Origin of the sequence: Streptomyces sp. NPDC000345 (assembly GCF_042898825.1) — a bacterium.
GTDB lineage: Bacteria > Actinomycetota > Actinomycetes > Streptomycetales > Streptomycetaceae > Streptomyces.
Window position 1 is genome coordinate 142770 of record NZ_JBIAZE010000019.1, and the last position, 22781, is coordinate 165550.

A 22781-nucleotide genomic window follows, 5' to 3' on the forward strand; every position below is an offset into this window, starting at 1 on the left:
CCCGCGCGGGTGCGACGCTCGTCCGCGATCGCGTCGAAGGCATAGATCAGCCGGGCGACTTCCTCGCGTACCGGCCGTCCGCTGTCATCCGGGACAAGCAGGTCCCGATAGCTGTCCTGAGTCATCGCCGCTCCTCGGCAGGGGGGTGCCTACCGTTGCCTGACGCTGTCGCGCTTATGTCGCACGCGGTCCTTCGGGACGACTGCCTTGGGCCCGGTGCCGAGCTGAGGAGCGACGTGAGCCGATGGCGAGGGCGGCGGGGTAGAGCACTTGGTGCCCGAAGCGGGCGCGGGCGCGATCGGAGACGGCTTCGATCGCGAGGGGCTTGTCGTCACTCGCGTCGAGGGTGAGCTGCCGGGTGGCCAGGTCGACGGGCCGAAGGGCGTCTGCGCGCAGCGCGATGCTGCGGACCCGGGCGCGCTGGAGCCCGAGGGATTCGTAGACCGCGTACGCCGCGCGGGCCAGGAGCACGGTGTGCTGAGTCGCTTCGGACAGGACACGGCTGCGGCGGGTGGAGCTCTGGTCGGCGTAGTGGATGGTGCAGGTCAGGCCGCTCGCGATCTGGCCGGAGGTGCGGAGGCGGGCGCCGAGGTCGTCGGCGAGGGCGAGCAGGGCGCGACGGTGCTGGGTCGGGTCGAGTTCGTCGCGGACGAAGCGGTGCTCGGTGCTGATGCTCGCCGGGGCCGGGGTGGGGTCGACGATGGCGGTGTCGCGGCCCTGGGCGTGCTCGTGGAGGGCACGGCCAGCCCGGGCGCCGAGCAGACGTTGCAGCGTGAGCTGGGGGACTTGGACAACATCGCCGACTGTGTGCAGGCCGTACTCGCCGAGCGTCGCGGCGGTCCGCACGCCCACACCGGGCAGCTCCCGGACCGGGCGCGGGCGCAGGAAGTCGGCGATCGCTTCGGGGGAGTCGTCGATGACGGTGCGCTGCCCAGGTGGGGTGAGGGCGCAGGCCATGGCGGCGAGCATCCGGTTGGGGGCGCAACCCGCCGAGCTGTGTAGACCGAAGTGGGCGAGCGCGCGCAGCTGGACCAGCTCGGTCAGGCCGCGGGCGTCCCGTTTCCAGTACGGAATCGCCCCGGTCAGGTCCAGCACAGCCATGTCCGGCTCGATCATCTGCACACGCGGTGTGATGTCCTCCAAGAGGCGGCGGAGCCGCTCGGGGAGTTCGGCGTCGTAGCCGGCCGGGAGGCCGAACCGCAGGTGAAGGATGCGACGACCCATAGCGATCACCCGGCACTTCCCTGACTCCGGTGGCCGAGGCGGCGCAGGTCTGCCGAGCGGGTGCCGGCGGGCTGGAGGTCGGCGTACGGGTGCAGGCGGGCCCCGGCGGTGCCGTCGGCGAGCGTGCGCTGCGGGGCGGCGGGCTGGGCTGGGGTGGGGGCTGGGCTGGTGCGGCCGAGGAGGTCGAGGGCGGCCTGGGGGCCGTGGTCGCGGCGGGCAGCGGCCACCTCGTCCAGGTCCCAGGCCATCTCGCCGACGACGGTGCGGCGCGGGCCGCGGGCCTCAACTGTGCCGCGGACCAGCAGCAGACCGGAGTGGAACACGGTGTGCGCGACGTGCTCGTGGGAGTCCTCGAAGAAGGCGATGTCGACCAGTCCGGAGCCGTCCTCCAGCGTGCAGAAGATGATCCGCTTGCCAGACGGGATGGGCGGCGTCTGCGTGGAGGCCCGCACTCCGGCAACGAGGACCTTCTGCCCGGGCACCATGCCGCGCAGGTGGGCGGCGTCGGTCGCGCCGAGCTCGCGCAGCAGCCGGTGGTGGTGCTCCATCAGATGCTGGCTCACGTCGATGGAGAGGGTGTCGAGTTCGGCGCCGAGCTTGTCGCGGCTGGTCATCTCCGGCAGGCCGCTCGGGGCGGCGGTCACCAGTTCGCCGCCCAGCGGCAGCTGCCCGTCGGTGGCCGTGCGGTTGCGGGACTGTCGGTGCAGTTCGGTGGCCTGCAGCAGCAGGTCCCGGCGGGTCAGGCCGGGGGAGAGGGCGTCGAGGGCGCCGATGCGGATCAGGCGCTGGGCGAGCGGCAGGGACGGGCGGGCGCGCAGCCACAGATCCTGCAGGCCGGTGTAGGGCTGGCCGGCCACCAAGCGGGCGGTCTCCGCCTCGGTGATGCCCTTGACCGTGGAGAACGCCAGGCGTACCCCCCAGCCCTGCCCGGTCTCCTCCACGCTGTGCTGGGCGCGGGAGTGGTTGACGTCGACGGGCAGCACCGGGACGCCGTGGCGTCGGGCGTCGGCGACGATGACCCGGCGCGGCCACATGCCCGGATCGTGCTCCAGCAGGCCCGCGTACAGATACGCCGGGAAGTGTGCCTTCAAATAGGCGGACTGCAGCGCGGGGACGGCGAAGGCCACCGCGTGGGCGCGGCAGAAGCCGTAGGCGCCGAAGGAGGAGACGGTCTCCCACACCTCGTCGAGCACGTCCTTGGGGTAGCCGCGCTGCCCGGCGGTGCGACGGAACCATTCCTCGACCTTCGGCAGCCGGTCGGGGTCGGCCAGGGCGCGGCGGGCGACGTCGCCGGCGGCACGGTCGCAGCCGGTCATCGTCGTGAGGATGACGATGATCTGCTCGTGCCAGATGACCACGCCGTAGGTGTCGTTGAGCACCGGCTCCAGGTCGGGGTGTGGGTACGTGGGGGCGGCGCCGTGCCGGGCGGCGATGTACAAGGCGGGCATGCCCCCGGATACGGGGCCGGGGCGGAAGAGGCTGATGTCGGCGACGACGTCCTGCATGTGCCGGGGCTGCAGGCGGCCCACCAGGTCCTGCTGACCAGGGCTTTCGAGCTGGAAGAGCCCGACGGTGTCCGAGGCCCGGATCATCTCGAAGGCCTGCTGGTCGTTGAGGTCGACGTGGTCGGGGTTGTCGAGATCGAGGAGGCGTCCGGTCGTGCGGCGGATCTCGGCGACCGCGTAGGCCATCGCGGACTGCATGCGCACGCCCAGGACATCGAGCTTCAAAAGGCCGAGATCTTCGACGTCCTCCTTGTCGGCCTGCACCATCGGGTAGCCGGCCGGGGTCGGCTGCACCGGCAGCCGGTCCAGCAGCGACGCGTTCGACAGGATCACTCCGCACGGGTGCATCGCGTAGCCGCGGGGCAGCGCGTCCAGCCCTTCGGCGAGCTCCCACAGCGGCCCGAACTTGCCCGCCTGGGAGGCGAGTTGCCGCAGCTCTGGCAGCTCGGCCAGGGCGCCGCGGATGTCCCGGGCCCGAACGTGCGGAAAGCTCTTGGCGATCTCGCCGACGACCTGCGGCGGAATCCCCAGGGCAAGGCCGGTATCCCGCAGGGCGTGCCGGGCCCGGTAGGTCTCGGGCATGCCGGTGACCGCGGTCCGCTCCCGCCCGAACCGCTCGATGATCGCGTCGTACACCTCCAGGCGCCGCTCGGACTCCACATCGAGGTCGATGTCCGGCAACGACGTACGCCGCTCGCTGAGGAACCGCTCGAACAGCAGCCGGTGCTCAAGAGGGTTGGCCGTGGCGACGAACAGCGCGTGGTTGACCATGGAGCCGGCGCCGGAGCCACGCGCGGCGACCCGGATCCCCAGCGCCCGAGTGTCCGCGACCACCTGGGCCACAGCCAGGAAGTACCCCTCAAAGCCCAACCGTCCGATGACCTCCAGCTCGTAGCGGAGCTGCCGTACGGCAGGCTCGTCCCTGCCCAGGCCCCGGGCGACCATCCCGGTCTCACACCGCTGCCGCAGCAGCCGCATGGCCGAGCCGCGCTCGGGGCCGGCGCCGACAACGGAGGGTTCGGGGAAGTGGGGCCGCCCGAGCCCGAGATCGGCCGGGGTGAGGGTGCAGGACTGGCCGGTGGCCTCGGTCTCGGCCAGCAGACGGATCGCCCGGGCGGGGCCGTTGCCGACGGCCTGGGCGATGCGGTCGGCGGCCGCCGCCATGGCGTCCGGGGCCTTCAACCAGCGTTCGCCGCCATCCAGGTGCCGTCGGTCGACGGGCCGCAGCAACCGGGCCGCGTCGAGAACGTCTGCCAGCCGGTGCTGGTCGGGGTCGGCGTAGCGGACCGCGTTCGTCAGCACCGTACGGACGCCGAGCTGGTCGGCCAGTCCCACGGTGCGCGCGGCCAACCGCAGCGAGCCCGCGCCAGTACCCTGCCGTCCCAGGTACACGGCTTCCATCCGCAGCCGCTCTCCGGCCAGCTCCCGCCACGGCGCGAGCAGCTGCTCGGCGACGTCGGGGCGGCCGGCGGACAGGGCCCGCACCGGTTCGGAGGCCGGGCCGAGCAACACCACCAGGTCCTGGTCGGCATACGCGCGCAGGGTGAGCCAGGACACGACCGGCGCCGCGCCGTCGACCTCGGCGTGTGCAGCGGAGACCAGGCGACACAGCCGCGCCCACCCGGCCGCGTTCTGCGCGAGCAGCGTGATCCGCAACGGCGGCTCGATCACATGCGCGCCGCCGCGCACAGGCGTACGCAACCGGCCGGCGGTCGGGTCCTGCGGGGCGAGGGAGGCGACGGCGACATCGACACCGAAGACGGGCCGGATACCGGCGGCCGCGGCGGCGGTAGCGAAGCGGACCGTGCCCGCGACGGTGTCCCGGTCGGTCAGCGCGAGCGTCGTCATCCCGCGCTCGGCAGCGCGCTGCACGAGAGCGCCGGGGAGGGAGGCGCCGTAGCGAGCGCTGTAGCCGGAGGCGACTCGCAGATGAGTAAATCCACGGCTTGCACCTCCTGTCGTTCGCTGCCCCTCCCTGACCTGCGTCCTCTCCAGGTATCCACCATAACTCGAAATCGCACAAGCGTGCGAAAGAGTGTTTCGATGCTGTCCCAGCCGTACGGCGGCCGCAAGAAGCGGGACGGCCTTGATTCAGTGGGCCCGAGATACGCGCCTGTGATGTGCGTCTCACTTCGGGTTCGTCCATCGGCAGATGGCGACTGTTGGCCCGGAAGGGGTGAGGTCGGCGACCGTCCGGCCCGGAAAGGCGCGCATGCCACACCTCGCCTCGTGCCGCTCGCGGCGCTCGTCGCGCTCGCGGTGATCGCCCTCACCGCGCTCGCGGTCGACGCCGGCGACGAGCTCACCGCGCACTAAGCCCGCGTTCTGCGCGCCGCGGTGAAGGCCGTCGAGCACGTCGCGATCGCCTACGGCGGTGCGCTGGCCGCCCAGGAGACCGCCCTCACGCTGGCGGTGAAGGCGGTGGTGCCGCTGTTCAGGTAGCGATCGTCCGCATGCACGGGCAGCGCGGCGGCCGGAGTCTGATGATGTGGACTTCCCCGTCGACGTCGCCCTCGCCGAGCTCGTCCCGACCTTGCCGGTCGGGGCGGGCTGGCGGTACGAGATGAAGCTCGACGGCCACCGAACCGTCATCTGGCGCGAGGAAGAGACCGTCCGGCTCCAGGCCCGCTCCGGGCGCGACGTCACCGCGAACTGGATGGACCTGGCCCTCGCGGCCTTCGAGATGCTCCCGCCAGGCGTGGTCCTCGACGGCGAAGCCGTGATCTACACCCACGAGCGGATCGACTTCGCGGCCGCGCAGTCACGCGCCCTGTCGACCCCGGCCCGGGCGCGCCGTCTCGCCGAGGGCCTGCCCGCCCACTTCGTGTCTTGGGACATCCTGCTCCACCCCGAACACGGAGACGTCCGAGCACGCCGGTACGACGACCGCCGTGCTCTACTCGCCGAGTTGCTTCGGGAGTACGACGTTCAGCCGCCGATCCAGCTGGTACCGATGACCGACGACCCCTCGGTCGCCATGACCTGGTACCAGCAACTCCCGGAGCAGGGCATCGAGGGCATCGTCGCCAAACGGGCCACCTCCGTCTACAAGGCGGGCCGGATCTGGAAGAAGGTCCGGCATGCCGAAACCGTGGAGGCCGACGTCGTCGGCTACACCGGGCCGGCCGCGCGGCCACGGGCACTCGCGGTCCGCCTCCCGGACGGACGAATCGCGCTCACCCAGTCCCTGAAGGCGCCGCTCGCCGCACAGGTCGCGGTTCACTTCGCTGCCAGCGGACCGCCCCGCAGTTCACGCACCCGAGCGGGGGAGACCTACACCACTACCGCTCCCGGACTGGTGGTCGAGGTCCTCGCCGGGACGACCCGGCACGCCGTGGTGACGGTCACCAGGCTGCGCAGCGCGTGAGGCGACCCGAACCCCAAGAGGGCTCCTCCAGCGCGAACATCTCCGTCTTGGTCACCCCCATGTCCTGCTGAGTAGCCGAGGTGCCGGGGCCGGCGGTGGTATGACCGCCGGCCCCGCCCCAAGGGGATCTGCAGGGTGCTCTTCACGACCTGTGGGAGAGGGACGAACACGTAGGTACGGAGCCGCCATCGGGCGGGTCCGTCAAAGCCGACGGCACGGCCGCCCAGCCGATCGACACCAAGACCGCCGCGATAGCCGCGGCCGCCATAATCGCTGTGCCCATGCGCCCATGGGCGGACCTGCGGTGCTGCGCTCCTTCGTGTGGAGGTACACGGAGGCCCCGACGCCCCCGACACTGATGGACGCGGGCACGGTGGGCATGCGGAATGGCCGTGCTGCCTGAGCACGGGGAAAGTTCTGCAGTCTTTTGTTGATTCACTCCTCGTCTGAAATATGAACCGGCAATTGTGTGTGGCCAATTCATTCCCGGCACGGCAATTTAAGTCTCTCCGGCAATCTTTGGTGCAGCGTCGAGTGCCAGTAGGCCCGCAAGTCAGGCAGATGGTCCCGCACCGGGGAGAGGCGTTCCGGCACGGCCAGGAACGCCGCGTCCGCGCTGCCTTCGAACCACTTCGACTCCTCCCGTTGCGCCACACACAGCACGGCAGCCGGGACCGGCAACCGGATGTTCCCCTCCGCACCGGTGTCGCCGCCCAGCGGCGGGGGACTGCTCCATGCGAGAGCGGGATGTGCCGTCGCGGGGAACGTCAGGGAGCAGGGCGGCAGCATGACGACGAAGAGGAGTTCCGGCTCGGGGGCGCGCATCTGGCGAGTCCTCTTCAGCTTCCGCAACCAGCTTCGCGTGACCCTGTCCTCGTCCCAGGAAGTCTCGGCCACCGTCACGGTGGTTGTGCACTTGAGCTGCAGGAACCAATGATGCCGCGCCGCTTTTCCTGCCCGAGGCGCCCGCGCTTCCAGAACTGCCGCACTGGATCCGTCGGCCGTCATAAGGTCCAGCTCGAACCGCTCGTGCCAGGTCTCCTGGTGCTGCTGCCAACCGGTGTCATCGCGGGGGACGAACCAGACTTCGTGCACGTCGCCGACCAATACCCCGTCGGGCTCCCGCCCGTCAGCAGTGGCCCGCTCAGGCTGGGCGTCCCCGGATTCCACGTCCTCCGGTACCTCACGGGCCTCGCCCTCCGGCGGCTCGTCGGCCCCGGGCGGTTCTTCTCCGTGCGCGCCCTCGATCACCGAAGCAACCTGAGTCCACCGCTCCTCCAGCTCCTCATCGGAGTACGAGGGGAACGGATTGCAACCCTCACGGAAGGCGCGATACTCCCTGAGGACAGCGAGACCGCAGTCAGTCTCCTCGGGCCGGGAACCGTCGCCGAAGTAAAGCTCCGCCATGGTCATGCTCTCGGCTGCGTCCGGGTGCTCGTTCGTCATCGCTGCTCCTCTCTGTCCAGCTGGACGATCTGGGTGACCCGGCTCATCCATCTATGCCGGCGTACCCGTTCGTTGACCTCCGTGAGGCCGAGTTCGAGTGCGCACTCCTGCGGCGTGAGCCCGTCGAGAACGAGGGAGGCGTGCTTCCGGTCCCGCGGACTCAACTGCTGGATCACGAGGTGGACCCGTTTGAGGTCTTCCTGCTCAGCGAACGACTGTTCCGGTTGTACGAGTCCGCTGTCCGGCAGGTCCTGGGTGACGGCGGTATCGCAGGCGACTTCGTGCTGCAGGCGCCGCGCCTCCGACTTCAAGTGGTCTTTCGCACGCCACTGCACGCGGGCCCCTATGAAGGCACCCAGCCGGTCCAGCGCATCCTCGCCCTCCCCCCACTCCTGTGCGGCGGCCTCGCGAAACGCCGTCATGACGACGTCTTCGCTGTCCCCTCGGGGAAGGGAGAAGCGGCGCTGCACGAAGCCCACCCACGGGCCGAAGTTCTCCCGGAAGTAGCTCTTGAGGAGCTGACTCGAACTCTGCGGCGCCTGGTCCTGCGGCTTCGCGCTCGACCCCTCATAGCTCACGTCTCCGGCTCCCGTAGTCGTTCTCGGCCCGTTCAGCGACCAGGCCTTCGCGGCTGGGCGCGATTCGCCCGGTACCTCGACGACGCCCGCCGGCGTTCCGTTACATCCGGCGCCGAAATTCTTCATCGGGGAGAAGGAGGTGACGGGAAGGCGGCTCCGGAGCAGTGCACGGGCCGACGAGCCGAGTCCCCTCACCTGCACCAACAGCGCCGTCTGTAACGAACGCCGCACGGGCAACGTCGGCACCGTGCCGGTCCGCGTGGCTCAGACAGACGTAAGGAAGAACATGAAGCTGGTGGTGCTGTTCGCGCTCGTGTTGGTCTGGGGCGTGTCATGGATGGGCATCCGCCGGGCCCGTGCGGAGGACTTGATGCCGCTGGTCCGCACATCAGTGGTCACCCTGTCGGTACTGACACTGGGAGCCGTTGCCGTACTCGCATCCGACCCCGCGGACGTTCCCTCAGTGGTGCGAACCGTATTCGGCGCGCTGCGCTGAGGTCTCGGGCCCGGCCGGACAGGCCCGGGCCCGGGGGATTGTCAGGCGGCCCGCTCGACGTCCTCTTGGTCGAGGGCGGGTACGTTCTCCTTTGGCGCGGGGACGGCGCCTTCGGCGTTCTTGAGGGCCTGCCGGGTGGCGACCAGATCGGCGCCCGCGACTCCATGCTGCTTGCAGCGGCTCCAGTGGTCGTGTCCCTGCACGGCCGCGGCCGCCTTGCGGAGGTCCTCCCATAGCTGGTCGTACGTCTCGGCGTCGGCTGCCTCCCAGCCGGTCGTCTCCGGGCGCCCGCGACGGTGCCACCGCTCCGCCTCGTCCGGCCATCCGTCGTCCGCCTCACGGGACCAGGGAAGTCGGGCCTGGTGGGCGTGGAGCGCGGCGTACAGCTCGGCGAGCCTGAGCTGAGCGGCGAGCAGGTCCTTCGGGAAGTCCTTCGGATCGAACGGCTTGTCCTCGGCTGAGGGGGAGGGAGTGCTCATGCCCTGGATGCTAGTTCGACCCGCTGACAGTGTTGTGCACCCATGGCCTCCGTGACGGCCTCGGCCGTCGGCGTCGGCGCGCAGCCACTTCGGAGTCTGGCTTCAATCCGGCGCGGCACCTCCCCGAGCACCCACCCAACGTCAGTGGCGTCCATTACCGTATGAGGCGGCGGTCGATAGACCGTGGGCCCGGCTCGAAGGCCCGGAACTCGTTCGGCCCGTGACCGGACGTTCCTCCGAAGGTGCACCGCGCCGAGCCTCTCTTCGCAGTTTCTTCGGCCGACGCTTCCTGCGCGGCGAGTCACGGGATCGCCGCGGCGCTGGAGGGGTTAACGCCATGCCGAAGCACCACGCCCGCAAGAAGGAACTCGCCAACCTCAAAGAGACGTTCGGCGTCCGACACCACGACGCGGTCGCCATCCTGGACGATCCCCGCCGGGACGAGCTCTGCCAGGTCCTCACCGAGTACGCCGACGTGACGACGTACGCGGCGGCCGTCGAGGCCCTCCAACTACCGGTCTACATGTACGAGTTGGGCATCGACGAACCGGACGAGCCCCGGGAGTACAGCTGTGAGGAGTGCGGGTTTTTCGGCACCGGATTCCACTGCTGCGAGTGCGGCGCCACCCACGAGTACCACTGTGTGTGCTGAGCCGCCCTCGACCACGGCCGCGGCCGTCGATCTGGTCCGGCGTGGGCTGGCGGTGTTCCCGCTCTCGCCCGGCGGTCGGCGGCCGGCCGGGAGCGGGTGGCATGTCCGCTGTCTGACGGAGCTCTCCCGCGTCCGTGCCGTGTGGCGCGAGGGCGACAACATCGGCGTCGGCTGCCGCGCCTCCCGCGTGGTCGGACTGGACCTGGACGTCGAGGGCGACGGCCAGGCGGGGCTGGCAGCACTCGCCGCCCGGATCGGCCAGGACTGGCCCGACACCTTGACGGTGCGGACCCCGAGCGGGGGCTTGCACCTGTACTTCCGCGCCCCAGCCGACTGCACCATTGCCAGCCTCTCCGGGGGCCGGACGGGGCTGGGGCAGGGCATCGACGTCCGCGGTCCCGGCCGGCGCAGCGGCGGGTATCTCATCGGCCCCGGATCCGTCGTGAACGGCACGCCCTACGTCATCAGCCGGGACGTCCCGATCCTGGAACTCCCAGGCTGGATCGCGGACCGGCTCACCGTCCTCCCGGTGTGAAAGGCCTGCTCAACACTGTCGCACCCGGGTTGTCAGTGGCACCCACTACGGTAGATCCCGTAGTAAACGGCATGCCGCGAACCGCCGTTTCCGCTGCTGCCCCCGCGCCCACGCCGCACCGGGGCAGCGCCGCCGGACAAGGACCGAGGTCGGGTCCCGCGCAGCACCACCCGAAGAACCCGTCTGTCCGGCTGCGCCCCTATTCACGCGACGTCCGGCGGGAACGCGTGGGGTCCCGCTGTGGAGACGACCGTGACCAAATCCGGCACCGACCACCTCAAGCGCCAAGCCCGCCAGATCGCCCGCACCACAGGCCGGCGCTTCCCCGACGTCCTCGCCGAGCTGCGCCGTGCGCCCCGCCCGTCGACGCCGCATCCCTCGACGGAACTCGTCCTGCTCTGCAACGGCCTCGCGCACCCCATCGACGGCGGCCGCTGCGCCCGCCCCGCCGGCCATCACCTGCTCGACGGCACCTGGTCCTGGTGTTCCCCCGAGCCCGGCCTTGCCGCGCACATCTGGCAGGCCTACCACCAGGCCGCCGACGAGGCCCGCCAGACGCAGCACGAAGCCTGGCTGGCCTCCCTGACCCCGGCCGAGCGCGCCGACTGGGAAGCCGAGCAGGAGGCGGCGTACTGGGCGGACATGGCGGCCGAGGCCCGTGAGCCGTACGACCCCTACGACGACAAGCACGACGAACTGGTCCTGGACGCCCTGGACGACGAGCGCCGGGCCGACGAGACGGACTTCGACGAGTACGACGACGGTGCGTGGGCCGACGAGGAGATGTGGGACGGGGCCTACCGGTGAACCACGACCGGATCAGCCCCAACGCCCCCGACGCAGCCCCGAACCATCCGCCTACCCCCAGCCCCTCGGACGGAGGCCCCGCCATGACCACCACCGCGCCGCTCACGTCGTACGGCCCTCTGCAGTTCCCCGACCGCGTCGGCCTGACACTGTGGCAGTTCGCCCGCGCCCAGCGCCTCGGACTCATTCCCGGCCCCGACGTCGCCGGCGGCCGCTGGTCCGCCGCCGTCTTCGACGACGCCCTCAACCACATCGACGCCATCCGGCAGGCCGTCGGGGCGATGCCCGACGTCGGCGCCGTCCGCGCCGAGGAACACCTCGCCGAACGCTTCAACATGACCGTGCACTCCGGCACCGCCGCCGAACTCGCCCGCCGCGGCCACCTCCCCGTGGTCGGCGACCACAAGGGCCACCCCCTGTACTGCGGGCTCTCCTTGGAGAACCTCACGGACCGCCGGAAGGTCGAACGCGCCTCTGCCGCCGGGCAACTCCACATGCGCGACGCCGCCGCCAAGATCCTCGGCGTCCGGGAGCCGGACCTCGACCACCTTGTCCGCGCCGGGCTCCTCACCCACGCAGCCACCGCCCGCTCCTCGTGGAACAAGCACGACGTCGTCCTGCTCTACCGCCAGGCCGACCTGGACCGCGTCACTCGAAGCCGCCGGATCGACTGGACAGCCGTCCGCGCGACGCCCAAGGGCCGCCGGTCCCCGCTCGCAGCGCTCCCCACCCAGAAGAGGCAGACAGCCAGACGGTGACGACGACGAACCGGGCACCGTGACGGCCAAGCAGGACGACCAGCCGCCACGCCGGCCCACACGGCGACGACCGACACCGTGACACCCATCCACCGGAGGCTCGCGATGACTGAGACCACCATCCGACCCGAACCGCGCACCACGGCCTTCTCGCTGATCAGGACGGCCGCGCTCGACCACGCCACCCGCCGCGACCACCGCGAAGACGAACCGCCACCGCCCAACCGGGAGATGTACAACGACCTGACGTCCGTGCTGCAGAACTGGCACGCGGCCCACACCCTGCGGGAGGACTCACTGCTGCTGGCCGAATGGCTCGCGGTCGAACTGTGCGGCTACCTCTACGGCCAGCTCAACCAGGACAGAGACCGGCTCGACCAGTGGCTGCGCGAATTCGGCGACCAGGTGTGCCACAGCCAGATGCACGCGCACCCGGCCGGCCCCACGGCCGTGGAGATCATGTCGGTCGTCGCGGATGAGCTGGCTACTCGACCGGACGGGCCCGCCGGGCAGCGCCTGATCCGGATCGGCGTACCGTACCTGCACTACGTCCGGCAGGACCACGCCGTCGAGGACGCCCGGGAGATCGCCTTGACGTTCGCACTGTGGGCAGGCCCGCAACTGGCGGAACTGATGCGCCATGAGGTCGCGCGGATCAATGGCTACCTGGACTCTCGCATCCGCTGACCCCCAATGGGCGGGAACGAGACGCTGTGTGCTGCTTGGGCCATTGCTTCCCCGCCCCGATCGCGCAGCGGTAGGGTGCGGGCAGCGGCCGACGCATCGGCCCAAGCCCGCACCCTGGCCCATGACCAGGGCGCACCACGGCAAAGGTGCCCGCGGCCCCTCATACGAGGGTCCGGTCTGTGCAGCATCAGTGCGAGGTGTACGTCAACATCTGACGGCTGTACGGCCGTTGAGCCTTCCGCATGCTGCTCTTCGTCGCGCGCATCGGATCATGGGGCCGGGCGCGGGAAATGAGAGAGCCATGTCCAAGAGCCACGGTCGCAAGAGCCGGGCGCGGAACACGAGCCGGTCCCGGGGCGCCGCGTACGCCGCCGCCAACGCCGGCACCCTCCACCAGCACGACAGCGGGCCGTCGAACCAGGACCTCCAGCCTGGCAACCCCGGCGGCTGGGGAGTCGACACCGCGCCGGACATGCGGACCGCGTCCGCGCTGATCGGCGCGTGCCTCGAGCGCTGCGCGCCGTGCCAGCAGTCCCTGGCGGCGAAGCTCCTCGCCGAGGACCCGATCGTGCTCGCAGTGACGGCCGGATCCGTCTACAGCCTGCTCGCCGCCGACGAGCCGGATGCGGGTTCCCTTGCCTCCGAAGGCGCCCAGGTGTTCTTCCAGGCCGTGAAGTCGTCGCCTCCGGGCGACGGCCGCAGCATGGTCCGCTGCGTCGAGACGCTGAACCGCGAGGCGCGTTCGGCGCTCCTGGAAGACGCGCTGGACCTGTGGACGTTCTTCGGGCACAAGCACCCCGGACTCATGCGCAGCCAGACCACCGGCCAGCGGAACGCGTCGCCCTTCACCTTCACCACCTCGGACAATGACCCCGGGGACGCCAACCCCGGCACGGTGCTCGACCTCTCGGGGCTCGCTCACCCCGCCCGGTACGGCGTCCGGGCCGACATGACGCTGACCGGGTCCGGCAACGTCGCCTCGGTCGCGCTGGTCCCGGACCCGGAGAGTCCCGAGGCCGGCTACGCCGACCTGCACGAGCGCCTGGCGTGGGAGCCCTACATTCCCGAAGGACTGCCCGCGGAAGATCCGGCGTGGGTGCTGAAGATCCACGAGACGAACGGCACCCTGCTGGGCATCGTCCGGCTCCTGGACGCCACCCTCGTGCCCGACAAGCCGCGTGAATGGCGCCCCGATGCGTACGACGTCATCCTCTGGAGCGCCTCGGAGCCGAAGCCGGTGTCGGCCGCGTGGCTGGAGTGCGCCCGCGATCGGGGATCGGCCCTGCTGTACGGGCCGCTCGACCTGACCCCTGCAGCGCCCCTTGCCTCTTCCCGCCTGCTCGCCGTGCACGCGCGCTGCGCGTTCACCGACCGACTGTGACGAGGAAGGGAGAAGACCCAATGGCGCAGAGGTTCGAGAATGCCGGCCTGGTGCTGGGTCCGGTCGACGGCCGGTCGGCGGCGCTGTGCCGGTTCGCCGGCCGGCCCGGCGCCGAGCGGAACACGGCCGCCCTCGCCGTCGTCGACGCGGCCCTGGACATCGCCGAGCAGGTAGAGGGCGTGGACGACGTCCGGCAGCTGATGAGGCTGTGGAAGGCAGCCCACGTGTGGGGGCATCCGGCGGCGGTTGACGTTCCCGGGCTGCGTGTCGAGCTGCCCCAGTTGGGCGAGGCGAACACGGTGGTGGCAGGCCGCCTGCAGAATCTCCTGGAGCAATTGGCGCCAGAGCAGTTGCGGGAGTTGGGGATCGCGCTGTCGGTGAGCCGCGAAACGGTCGCCCTGGCACTGGATCTGGTAGAGGAGACGGCGGCCGGGGGCCGTGAATCCCGGGCGGAGTCGATGGAGGAGTTTCTGCGTGAGGAACTGCTCAACGAGGACCGAATCGGCGACGCCGTGGACGTACTGTTGCTGGAAGCCCCCGGTGGCTGGCCGCCGCTGCAGCGTGCCGCGCTGACGCTGGCTCTGGTGTGGGATCTCGCCGACCTGATCGCGTGGGCGGCACAGCTGTCGGCGGAGGACTCGCTGCCCGCCGCTCTGTTGTGGCAGGCCTCCGGAGCCGACCACATCTGTGCCAGCGCGCGGGTTCCTCTGCCGGGGACCGACCTGTTGGTGTGGGCCAAGGTTGACTCGGAGCCGTTCGACGGGCGCACGTTGTGGAGCCCGGCTGCGCCCGTCGGTCCGTGGCGATGGTCGCTCGACTGGGAACGCGAGGACGGCTCGAAGGTGTACTACAAGGGCGGTCGTTCTCCGAGCCAGACCGCCGCACGCTGGGAAGCGCAGTGGGCGACACAGAAACTGCTCACCGACCCGGATCGGGCCAAGAGCCCCATGACGGGCGAGCCTCTGATCCTTCCACGCTGACCATGAGGCCCGCGGATTGGGCGTCGTGCACTAGTCGGCAGAGTCGTACCGGTCGGCTGGTCCATCTCATGATGCACATCGCCGAAACCTTGCCCATTCTCGTCAGGCTCTCCTGACGATGTTGATATCGTCAGGGATCCCTGACGGCATTCTGTCGTGGTCGAGTCGAGGAGTGGTGTATGGGCTGGCTGCACACGGACGATGACGGCTCCCATGAAGCCTGGGTCGTTGCCGTACTTGCAGGCGGAGAGGAGGCACCTCACGACACCATCGAGGACTCGGAAGAGACCTGGAAGCGGCGCGTGTCCTGGTCGTGGTCCTTCAAGTACGACGGCAATGAAGGGCGGCGGCGCGCCCAGGCGCTCCGGGTTGTCTGCGCTTGCGGCTGGCGCGGGCCTCGCCGCCCGGTGGACTTCGCAGACCCCGATGCCTGCGATGAGGGGCTGCAGCGGGAGTGGGTCCGGCACGCCGAGGTCAGCCTGTCCCGCACGCTGCCGGAGCGGCTCCGGCGATTGCTCGATGAGGTGGAGGAGACGGTCCAGGCGCTCAGCGTCCCCGTGCGGGAGGGCGGGGAACTCGACGAGCAGCGGCCCCTCCTCGCCATCTACGCGGCTACCCGGCTCCAGATGCATGCCGGGGAATGGCAGAAGGAGGCCGTGCGCGCAGCCAGGGCGGCGGACTACTCCTGGGACGAAATCGCGCAGCCGCTCATGACGAGCAAGCAGTCCGCACACGAGAGGTTCCGGAAACACGTGCCTGACAGCCCGTGACGTACCCCGGTTCTCCCATCGCTGTCAGCGCCTTCGGATACCGTGATCCCATAGGCGAACTGAACGCCCATCCCGCTGTCGCGTGCCCACGCCGCGTGAGTTCCGGGAGAAGGTCCTTCGGGATCCAGATCACCAGAACAGGCCGATCCTCTTCTCCACCGGCCGACGGCGTGGGCGCAAAGGCCGGTCTCATGGAGACGATCGTGACCAAGCGCAACACTGCCCAGCAGCGGGCACGGGAGCTGCAGCAGGCCGAGGGAATCGGCTACCACGACGCGCTCAATCGCGTGCGCGAGAACGCGCGAGCTGAGCCGGAAGACGACTCAAGCATCGTCTTGACCGAATCCGCCCTCATCGTCATCGAGCCGGCCTACAACAGCCGCTGCATGACATGCCACAAGACCATCGCCTACGAGCAGTGGCAGCTGCACCTGGCCGACGTGAGCACGTACGGCCGCCTTGACCCCGTCCTCTGCGTCTCCTGCGTCAAAGCGATCGGCGCTGCCGTCGCCCACATCCCGTCGACCCCTGCACCGGACCCGCACGAAATCCACGTCCGCGCAGCGTCTGGACCTGACGAGGCCGTGGGCTACCTCTCGCAGGACTCCGTCCATCTCCTGTGCCGACGACACATCCCCCGGCCCCCGACCGACTATCGGCCCGTCACCATCGAAGATCTGGAGGACCTTTTCCGCCCTGGTGGAGGCGGGCGCCGCTGCAGCGTCTGTGATCTCGACGTGCTGATCGACTGACCTGCTCTCCGCTTGACGACGACGGCCGGCGGATCGCCGACCGTCGAGACCGGCCATCCGTACCGCGAAAACGGACGCCTCAGCACCTGGGTCGGACGCCCGTGTTCGACCCAGGCTCGGCGAGTGGGCCACCAGATCCTCGAACCACCCACTCCGCCAGCGGACACGTCGCGTACAAGGACGAGCCCGGGGAGCAGGAGTCGGTGACGGGGGCCGAGTCCGCCGGTTCGGCGGGTGTGATCGTCTGCGGTTGGTGCGGAGCGGAGGCCGGGGCCGGTGGTCCCGGCCTTCCTGCTGTCCGCTTCTGATCGGCTGCGGCACCCCGACTCGTCAACCCACACACCAAAGAGTCACCAATAGTGAGTGAGATTCTTAAGGAACATAGTGACTTTGCCAGTTCACGGGGTGGATTCTGCTACGATGATGGGTAGTTGAGATCTCAGGGAGGGTGAGTGAGCCAGTCGCCACAGGAAGAGGGCGCGATCAACGCGACCACGGCGCGGAACAAGCTGTACTCGCTGGTGAAGCTCGTCGAAGAAGAGGGGCGCACCACCGTGATCACCAAGCACAAGGTGCGCGCTCTGCTGGCGCCACTGGACCGGTTCCCGGCAGCCAGGAAGACCGATGCCTTCCCGGCTCACGTGCTGAGTACGGCGCAGAGGGACTTCGGTGACCTCGTCACGCTGGCGGCCCAGGGCCAACCGCAGGTGCTCCTGCGAAACACCACCCCGGTCGCGGTGCTGCTCCCCGCCGACTCCTCTTCTGATGCCCTCTCGTCCGACACGGCCGCGCACCCGCGCGCGGCGACCGCAGGAGGTGCGGTGAACAGCCAAGGCAACCAGGACCGCGGCAGCACGCCCCGCAGGCTCGCCACGCTCGGCGACGCCATCGGTTCCGTACTCACCGACGGCCCTGCCGGCGGTCCCACCTTCGGGCTGCCGGGCCTGGACACCGCGACAGGCGGTCTGCAGCGGGGCAAGCTGACGCTCGTGGCAGCTCGTCCAAGCGTCGGCGGAAGCCTGCTGGGTCTGGCGGCCGCACGGAAGACCGCGCTTGTCGACCACGCCATGGTCCTGTACGCGGCCTCGGGACCGAACCGGGACGACATCTTCCGCCGGATCATCTCCGCCGAGACTGGCGGCGAATATGCGCGTCTGAAGCAGGGCCGCCTTACCGAGCATGAGCAGAACGTCGCCCGCCAGCTCGTCCAGGCCGGCGACCTCCTGATGATCGATGACGGCAGTGACCTGACCGCCGAGGACATCAGGGAGACCGCCCCGCACATGGAGGGCCTGGCCCTCGTGGTCGTGGACCGCCTGCAGGCAGCCCACAGCGCCCGCCTGCCGCTGTCCGGGGACCGTCTCCCGGACGCCTCCCAGGTTCTGGCCACTCTCGCGCGCACGCTGCACGTACCAGTGCTCGCCATCGTGGACAGCGACGATCCCGCAGTCCTGGATCTCCTGGACGCCGACGTCACATTGACGCTCGCGCCGACCGAGGACCCTGCCAGGGTCCAGGTGACGGTCGCGGAGCGCGACTTCGGCACGATCGGCTCGGCGTACCTGCAGCCCGACCTAATCCACGCCCGCTTCCTCGACGCCGGAGCCGCCCCCCTCGAACGCGCCGACAGCCCGGCGGGCCCGGGGCCCTCGGGGGCCGCTGGCGGAACAGCGGCGCTGGAACTGGCTGAAGCCGCCCTTCCCTACACGTCCGGCGGCCAGCAGGGGATCCCCGCCGCCCTCACCCACGAGCTCGCGGCATGGCGGACCGCAGTTGCCAACGGCGACCAGGAGGCCCTGAAGGGGATCCTGCCGTCGCTGCTCCAGGCCGCCGCAGCGGTATCGGAGTGGCCGGACACGCATGAGGGGCACCGCCTCGCCGCCGCGCTGCGCCCCTACGGCACGCCCGTGTCCGCCGACACCGTCTCAAGCGCCGGCCCGGCCGCTGCTGCCGGTGCCTCTGTCCACGCCCCTGCGGACAGCGGACAGGACCAGGACGACGCGGCGGAGGACGAGGAAGAGAACCAGGTCGAGCTGGCGCCGGGGGATGAGGAGGACGAGCCCGAGGGCCACGTCTTCCCCGCCCTGAAGATCCTCAAGGACGCGGTCGGCCGCTCGAAGATGCACCCGGTCCCGGTCATCCGCAAAGAGCAGCGCGACAGCGGCCCGTGGCCGCTGATCAGCGAGCACATGGACGGCGAGCCCCGCTGGGTCCACCCCGACGTCACCCTCACCCGCATTCCCCACATCAACGCGAACGGAAAGCGCGTGAGGCGCGACAAGCTCGACGTTCCCGACTCCTTCGGCGAGGGCGTGCTGTGCCTGATCGACCGCAACGGGTCCTTCCCCTCCGCCTGTTCGGCCGTTCCCCTCGCTCCGAACGAGCTGAAGCACACCGGCCCGCTGGAGACGTTCGACAAGACCAAGGCCGGCATCTACCTCATCGACATCCCGGTCTGGACGCGCACGGACATGCCGCATCCTCTGGGGCGCATCATCGACCGGCCCGACGAGCAGGGCCGTGTGTGGGTCACCACCCCCCACATCAAGCAGCTGGAGAAGCTCGTCCGCGAAAACCACCTCGGTGCCGCGCCGACCATTCACGACTCCTGGACCGGGAAGGCCAACGAGTCCCTGTTCAAGCCCTTCTACGAGGCCACCCGCAAGGCCCGCACCGAGCTCATCCAGGTCGGCGGCGACCCCTACAAGGCGTACAAGACCCGGCTGTCCATCGCGCTGCGCCTGCTCTGGCCCAAGCGCGAGGGGCAGCGGTCCCCGTTCTGGCGGCCGGACTGGCGCATGAGCATGGTCGCCGAGGCGTCCGTGCGTCACTGGTCGGTGGCCTTCAAGGCCGTCCAGGAAGGCAGCAGGCTCGTCGGGCTGTTCAACGTCGACGCGGCCGCCTTCTGGACGCCCGATGGCACAGCGCCCGCCACGTACCGGATCGGGACCGGCTTCGGCGAAGTGAAGGCCAAGTTCATCGAGCCCGGCGGGATCATCCCCAAGGGTGACGACTGATGGCCGGCCCCACAGGCCGCGGTGACTCCCTGGGCGCCGCCCTCAACGACCTCCTGCGCTCCCAGGTCACCCCCCGCCACCGGCTGTCGTCGTACACCGCCAAGCACTGGCACGCTCAGCTCAGCCAGCTCACCGCGACCCATCGCGGGCAGCAGGCCCTGGCGGACGCAGGACTCCACGTGACGACCAAGACCCTCATCAACTGGCTGTCCGACTCCGAGTACAACGTCCGCCGCAGTTACCAGGACCTCATCCACACCGCGTACGAGAACACGGCCATCGTCCCCGCCGACCCGCTCCCCGACCACATCACGCGGGGCCAGTACGAGATCAGCGGCGTCGTCAAAACCGGGGACGACGAGCGCACGCGCGGCACCGTGGACGCCGCGCCCCTGCGCATCGACGGCAGCCGGGGCCACTGGGACGAGATCGAGGAACTCTGGCTCGCCGGCGAGCTCACCGACGACGAGTTCGAGGACCACTTCATCGACGACGTCATCGTGGAGGACATCGGCGAAGGCACCGACGGATGGGAATTCCCCGGCGCCTCGTACTCCGTCGAAGTCAGGTAGCAGCGCGCACGAAGCCGTCGAACCATCCTCCGAAGCAAGGGAATCCACATCATGAGCCACCGCCCAGAACGGCGGCAGTTACCGCTGATCGCCGTGTACGGAGAGACGGCCGCGAACGCCGAGCAGCGTGTAGCCGAGCTCCTCGACGCCGCGGGCGCGAGCCCGGCCGAGGTACACACCCTCATCGCGGCCATCCAGGCCGGCGCCGTGGAAGGCGCTCATGGCGAAGTCATTGAGATGGACACGCAGGCCCCCTCCGGCAGCGACCCGGTCCACGAAGGCTGGCTCCGCGCTGTCGAGGCGATCGCTGGCAGGCTCACCCACATCGCCGACCGCACCGTCCGCCAGGCCCAAGCCAAGGCCGCCGCCCTCGAGACGCAGCCGACCGCGCCGAGCCTTACGCCGCCTCCCTTGCCCACTCCAGTCGACAGCGTGGGGGAGGAACAGGTGCACCACGTGCTCGAGGCGGCCGAGAGGGCCTTCGTGTCCCTGACCAGCTACACGGGCTTCGACCGCGCCCTCTCGGAAGAGATCCTCATGGTCGTCCTGAAGTCCGTCAGCGCCGAGCAGCAGGAGGGCTACATACGGCAGTTGGAGGCCTTCATCGAAGCCAACCGTGAACGCCTCGGGCAGCTGTACGGGAAGTACGGGCCGGGCGGGAAGTTCGCGGACGAGAGCCGCTGCTACCTGACCCACCAGCCCGAGAGCATCGTGGTCTGCGAGCGCCTGGACACGGTCCCGATGTGGCTCGAAGCAGTGTGGAACAGGGAACTCGACGCAGAGCTGACGCTGGAGCGCTTCACCAAGTACTGGCGGTTCGGCCTGTGACCCGCATGAGCGGAACCGGCGATCGCTGTGGTGACGGCCGTCGACTCGACGTCCGTCATCGAGGAGAGGTCGAGGCACTGTGGCTCAGCTGAAGATCCGGGACCTGCACGACCTTCTGCGTCAGGCCCCACGGCGACGAGACCTCGCCCAGGACGGGATCCGGCTTGTCTACGACGGCACCGTCCTGCACATGTCCACTGCCGACGCCCCGGACACCGTGATCGCCCGCGCCGACACCTGCGGGTTCACCACCGAGCCGTGGGACGTGACCGCATACCGCGCCAGCATCACCAGCACGGAGGTGTGGCTGCGCATCCTCGACAGCGAGTACGGCGATCACCTCATCGACGTCGCCCCCTTCTGGGCCCAGCGACCCGCCGCGATCACGTTCACCGCGGGCGGGCACACGGCCGCGTTCCCGGCGATCGCCTGCCCGACCGCACCAGCCGACCGGCGCCCGTAGCGCGGCCGGCCACCGAGGGAAGGACCGAGAGGTGAACGGACGCTGCCCGCGCTGCACGCAGACGCACCATGTCCGCATCCGGCGGAGCGACAAGATCGGCAATCATGACTGCCCCACGTGCGGCGTCCCTCTGCAGGGTGTGACGTCCGGCCGCAGCCGCGGCCGGTACCTCTGTCCCATTGACGGGTACGTCGTCACCCTCGGCCAGACCGCCGTCCAGCTCGACCGTCCCATGCGGCTGATCTTTCGGCCCGGCGAGTTCGGGCGCTGGCAGGTCACCGCGCCGGGCGTGGTCGACGCGGAGCGCCTGGAGCGTGTGGCCGGACGCGTCCTCGGGCCCGGCTGCGTGGTGTCCGACTGCTACGACCCCGACCGCGACCGACCGGATGGCTGGGACGGGCAGGCCGGTCTGGTCCTGGTCGACGCCGATGAAGCGGGAGATCCTGCGGCCTGGGTGGTCAACGAGCGGCTGACGTACCGCCAGTGCGCAGCCTGCGCCAGTCGTATCCCCGACCTTCCCGAGCGCCACGTCCCGACCGAATGGACTCCGAGCAGGGCCTGGGCGACCAAGGGACGCAGTCAGTACCGCCGCAGCCAGGTCCCCGTGGATCAAGGCCCCCACCCGGCGGACAGCCTGGCCTGCACCGACTGCGACCCCCGCTCGGCGACTGCGCGCCGGTGACCTCCGAACGGCACCGGCCCTCGCCTCACTCTGGGCGAGTTCACCGAGCAGGTGACCGGAGTCCCAAGCGGTGCGGCCGAGGCCGCGCGGCAGGCCTCGACCCGCGTCGCAAGGCCTGAACAACTGCCGTGACCTGCACGTTTTTTGATGCCCTCTCAACTCGCAACGTGAGGTCCATCACACACCGGCGTGGCGTATGGGGTACTAGGGGGTGGGGGTGGCTAGGTTCGCCCTCATCCAACGGATGAGGGCGAACCTAGCCACCCCCACCCCCTTAGAAGGCTCCGCGACCTGCCAAAACGCGGTTTGCGATCTTGTTTTCCGTGTCGTGATTCTTGAGCCGTGCCGAGGCGCCCGGCGCACTCACCTCACGACAACGGGAAGAAGACTCCACCGTGTTGACGCATCTCGCGAAGCTCGACCAGATCGTTCCCGCCTTGCTCGGGCTCCTCTGGCTCGTCGCTCTCGCGTCCAATCCGATCGCCCCGTGCGGCCCCTCGGCCAAGCACCCCGCGAAGACCATCACCGACCACCTGCGCGCCATGGCCAACCACGCCCGGGCGGTGGCGGTGCTGATCGCCCGGAAGTCCGGCGCGGGCGGCGACAAGTAGATCGTGCCCCGGCGGCAGGCGCCGTCCGTCGGGGCACCTCGCATCGGCCGTCGACGTAGGCAGTTGACGCGCAGATCTACCGCGCCGACGCACTTTTGGCGAACAGCTACAGAAACGCTGTTCTCCGGTCAGTGCACCCCGGTTAGCGTTGTTCTCGCTCGTTCCAAGAACGGCGATTCCTGCTCCTTGGC

23 protein-coding genes are annotated in these 22781 nt (G+C 70.0%); 18 read left to right on the plus strand and 5 right to left on the minus strand.

The genetic code is table 11. The features are described 5' to 3' along the window. Positions 1-174: 174 nt before the first annotated feature. Complete coding sequence (locus ACFY30_RS34365) at positions 175-1224, minus strand: hypothetical protein (protein WP_390849059.1); 1050 nt, start codon at positions 1222-1224, stop codon at positions 175-177. 5 nt (positions 1225-1229) lie between these two features. Continuing rightward, positions 1230-4658: a DNA polymerase III subunit alpha gene (locus ACFY30_RS34370; protein WP_390849091.1), complete on the minus strand. Its 3429-nt coding sequence runs from the start codon at positions 4656-4658 to the stop codon at positions 1230-1232. A gap of 114 nt (positions 4659-4772) precedes the next feature. Here ACFY30_RS34370 and ACFY30_RS34375 point away from each other — a divergent pair, with 114 nt between their 5' ends. Further along, the gene (locus ACFY30_RS34375) at positions 4773-5045 is read left to right on the plus strand and encodes a hypothetical protein (RefSeq protein ID WP_390849060.1); all 273 of its coding nucleotides are present in this window, start codon (positions 4773-4775) and stop codon (positions 5043-5045) included. A 172-nt stretch (positions 5046-5217) separates the two neighbouring features. Further along, positions 5218-6096 carry a DNA ligase gene (locus ACFY30_RS34380; RefSeq protein ID WP_390849061.1) on the plus strand — a complete coding sequence of 293 codons (879 nt, stop codon included), beginning with the start codon at positions 5218-5220 and terminating at the stop codon, positions 6094-6096. A gap of 480 nt (positions 6097-6576) precedes the next feature. Here the strand turns inward: ACFY30_RS34380 and ACFY30_RS34385 are convergent, their stop codons facing one another. Both ACFY30_RS34385 and ACFY30_RS34390 read right to left on the minus strand, forming a co-directional pair. Continuing rightward, positions 6577-7542 (minus strand): hypothetical protein, encoded by a 966-nt coding sequence (locus tag ACFY30_RS34385; protein ID WP_390849062.1) that lies wholly within the window; start codon positions 7540-7542, stop codon positions 6577-6579. Continuing rightward, positions 7539-8246 carry an RNA polymerase sigma factor gene (locus ACFY30_RS34390; RefSeq protein WP_390849063.1) on the minus strand — a complete coding sequence of 236 codons (708 nt, stop codon included), beginning with the start codon at positions 8244-8246 and terminating at the stop codon, positions 7539-7541. Before ACFY30_RS34390 ends, ACFY30_RS34385 begins: the two co-directional genes overlap by 4 nt. 160 nt (positions 8247-8406) lie before the next feature. On the opposite strand from ACFY30_RS34390, the gene ACFY30_RS34395 reads away from it, so the two are divergent. Next, entirely contained in the window at positions 8407-8616 is a 210-nt protein-coding gene (locus ACFY30_RS34395) for a hypothetical protein (RefSeq protein WP_319274948.1), read from the plus strand. Between the two features lie 41 nt (positions 8617-8657). Here ACFY30_RS34395 and ACFY30_RS34400 read toward each other — a convergent pair whose 3' ends face one another. After that, positions 8658-9095 carry a hypothetical protein gene (locus ACFY30_RS34400; protein ID WP_390849064.1) on the minus strand — a complete coding sequence of 146 codons (438 nt, stop codon included), beginning with the start codon at positions 9093-9095 and terminating at the stop codon, positions 8658-8660. Positions 9096-9432: 337 nt separating this feature from the next. On the opposite strand from ACFY30_RS34400, the gene ACFY30_RS34405 reads away from it, so the two are divergent. From ACFY30_RS34405 to ACFY30_RS34475, 15 genes are all read left to right on the plus strand, one after another. Beyond that, complete coding sequence (locus ACFY30_RS34405; RefSeq protein WP_390849065.1) at positions 9433-9747, plus strand: hypothetical protein; 315 nt, start codon at positions 9433-9435, stop codon at positions 9745-9747. Further along, positions 9737-10282 (plus strand): bifunctional DNA primase/polymerase, encoded by a 546-nt coding sequence (locus tag ACFY30_RS34410; protein WP_390849066.1) that lies wholly within the window; start codon positions 9737-9739, stop codon positions 10280-10282. Before ACFY30_RS34405 ends, ACFY30_RS34410 begins: the two co-directional genes overlap by 11 nt. Positions 10283-10534: 252 nt before the next feature. Next, complete coding sequence (locus ACFY30_RS34415; protein WP_390849067.1) at positions 10535-11089, plus strand: hypothetical protein; 555 nt, start codon at positions 10535-10537, stop codon at positions 11087-11089. Positions 11090-11172: 83 nt separating this feature from the next. Continuing rightward, positions 11173-11847 (plus strand): hypothetical protein, encoded by a 675-nt coding sequence (locus tag ACFY30_RS34420; RefSeq protein ID WP_390849068.1) that lies wholly within the window; start codon positions 11173-11175, stop codon positions 11845-11847. A 105-nt stretch (positions 11848-11952) separates the two neighbouring features. After that, complete coding sequence (locus ACFY30_RS34425) at positions 11953-12534, plus strand: hypothetical protein (RefSeq protein ID WP_390849069.1); 582 nt, start codon at positions 11953-11955, stop codon at positions 12532-12534. A gap of 301 nt (positions 12535-12835) precedes the next feature. Beyond that, positions 12836-13915 (plus strand): hypothetical protein, encoded by a 1080-nt coding sequence (locus ACFY30_RS34430; protein ID WP_390849070.1) that lies wholly within the window; start codon positions 12836-12838, stop codon positions 13913-13915. Positions 13916-13935: 20 nt separating this feature from the next. Continuing rightward, positions 13936-14895 (plus strand): hypothetical protein, encoded by a 960-nt coding sequence (locus tag ACFY30_RS34435; protein ID WP_390849071.1) that lies wholly within the window; start codon positions 13936-13938, stop codon positions 14893-14895. A gap of 179 nt (positions 14896-15074) precedes the next feature. Then, a complete protein-coding gene (locus ACFY30_RS34440; RefSeq protein ID WP_390849072.1) occupies positions 15075-15665 on the plus strand; it encodes a hypothetical protein in 591 nt (196 codons plus the stop codon). Between the two features lie 203 nt (positions 15666-15868). Beyond that, entirely contained in the window at positions 15869-16417 is a 549-nt protein-coding gene (locus ACFY30_RS34445; protein ID WP_390849073.1) for a hypothetical protein, read from the plus strand. Between the two features lie 452 nt (positions 16418-16869). Continuing rightward, complete coding sequence (locus ACFY30_RS34450) at positions 16870-19434, plus strand: type II toxin-antitoxin system prevent-host-death family antitoxin (protein WP_390849074.1); 2565 nt, start codon at positions 16870-16872, stop codon at positions 19432-19434. Beyond that, positions 19434-20006 carry a hypothetical protein gene (locus tag ACFY30_RS34455; RefSeq protein WP_390849075.1) on the plus strand — a complete coding sequence of 191 codons (573 nt, stop codon included), beginning with the start codon at positions 19434-19436 and terminating at the stop codon, positions 20004-20006. The genes ACFY30_RS34450 and ACFY30_RS34455 overlap by 1 nt, the downstream gene beginning before the upstream one ends. A 51-nt stretch (positions 20007-20057) precedes the next feature. After that, positions 20058-20834 (plus strand): hypothetical protein, encoded by a 777-nt coding sequence (locus tag ACFY30_RS34460; protein WP_390849076.1) that lies wholly within the window; start codon positions 20058-20060, stop codon positions 20832-20834. Between the two features lie 79 nt (positions 20835-20913). Continuing rightward, positions 20914-21297, plus strand: coding sequence for a hypothetical protein (locus ACFY30_RS34465; RefSeq protein WP_390849077.1), 384 nt, complete (start codon positions 20914-20916; stop codon positions 21295-21297). 31 nt (positions 21298-21328) lie between these two features. After that, on the plus strand, positions 21329-21979 hold the full coding sequence (locus ACFY30_RS34470; RefSeq protein ID WP_390849078.1) for a hypothetical protein: 651 nt from the start codon (positions 21329-21331) through the stop codon (positions 21977-21979). Between the two features lie 395 nt (positions 21980-22374). Continuing rightward, the gene (locus ACFY30_RS34475; protein WP_390849079.1) at positions 22375-22590 is read left to right on the plus strand and encodes a hypothetical protein; all 216 of its coding nucleotides are present in this window, start codon (positions 22375-22377) and stop codon (positions 22588-22590) included. Positions 22591-22781: the final 191 nt, after the last annotated feature.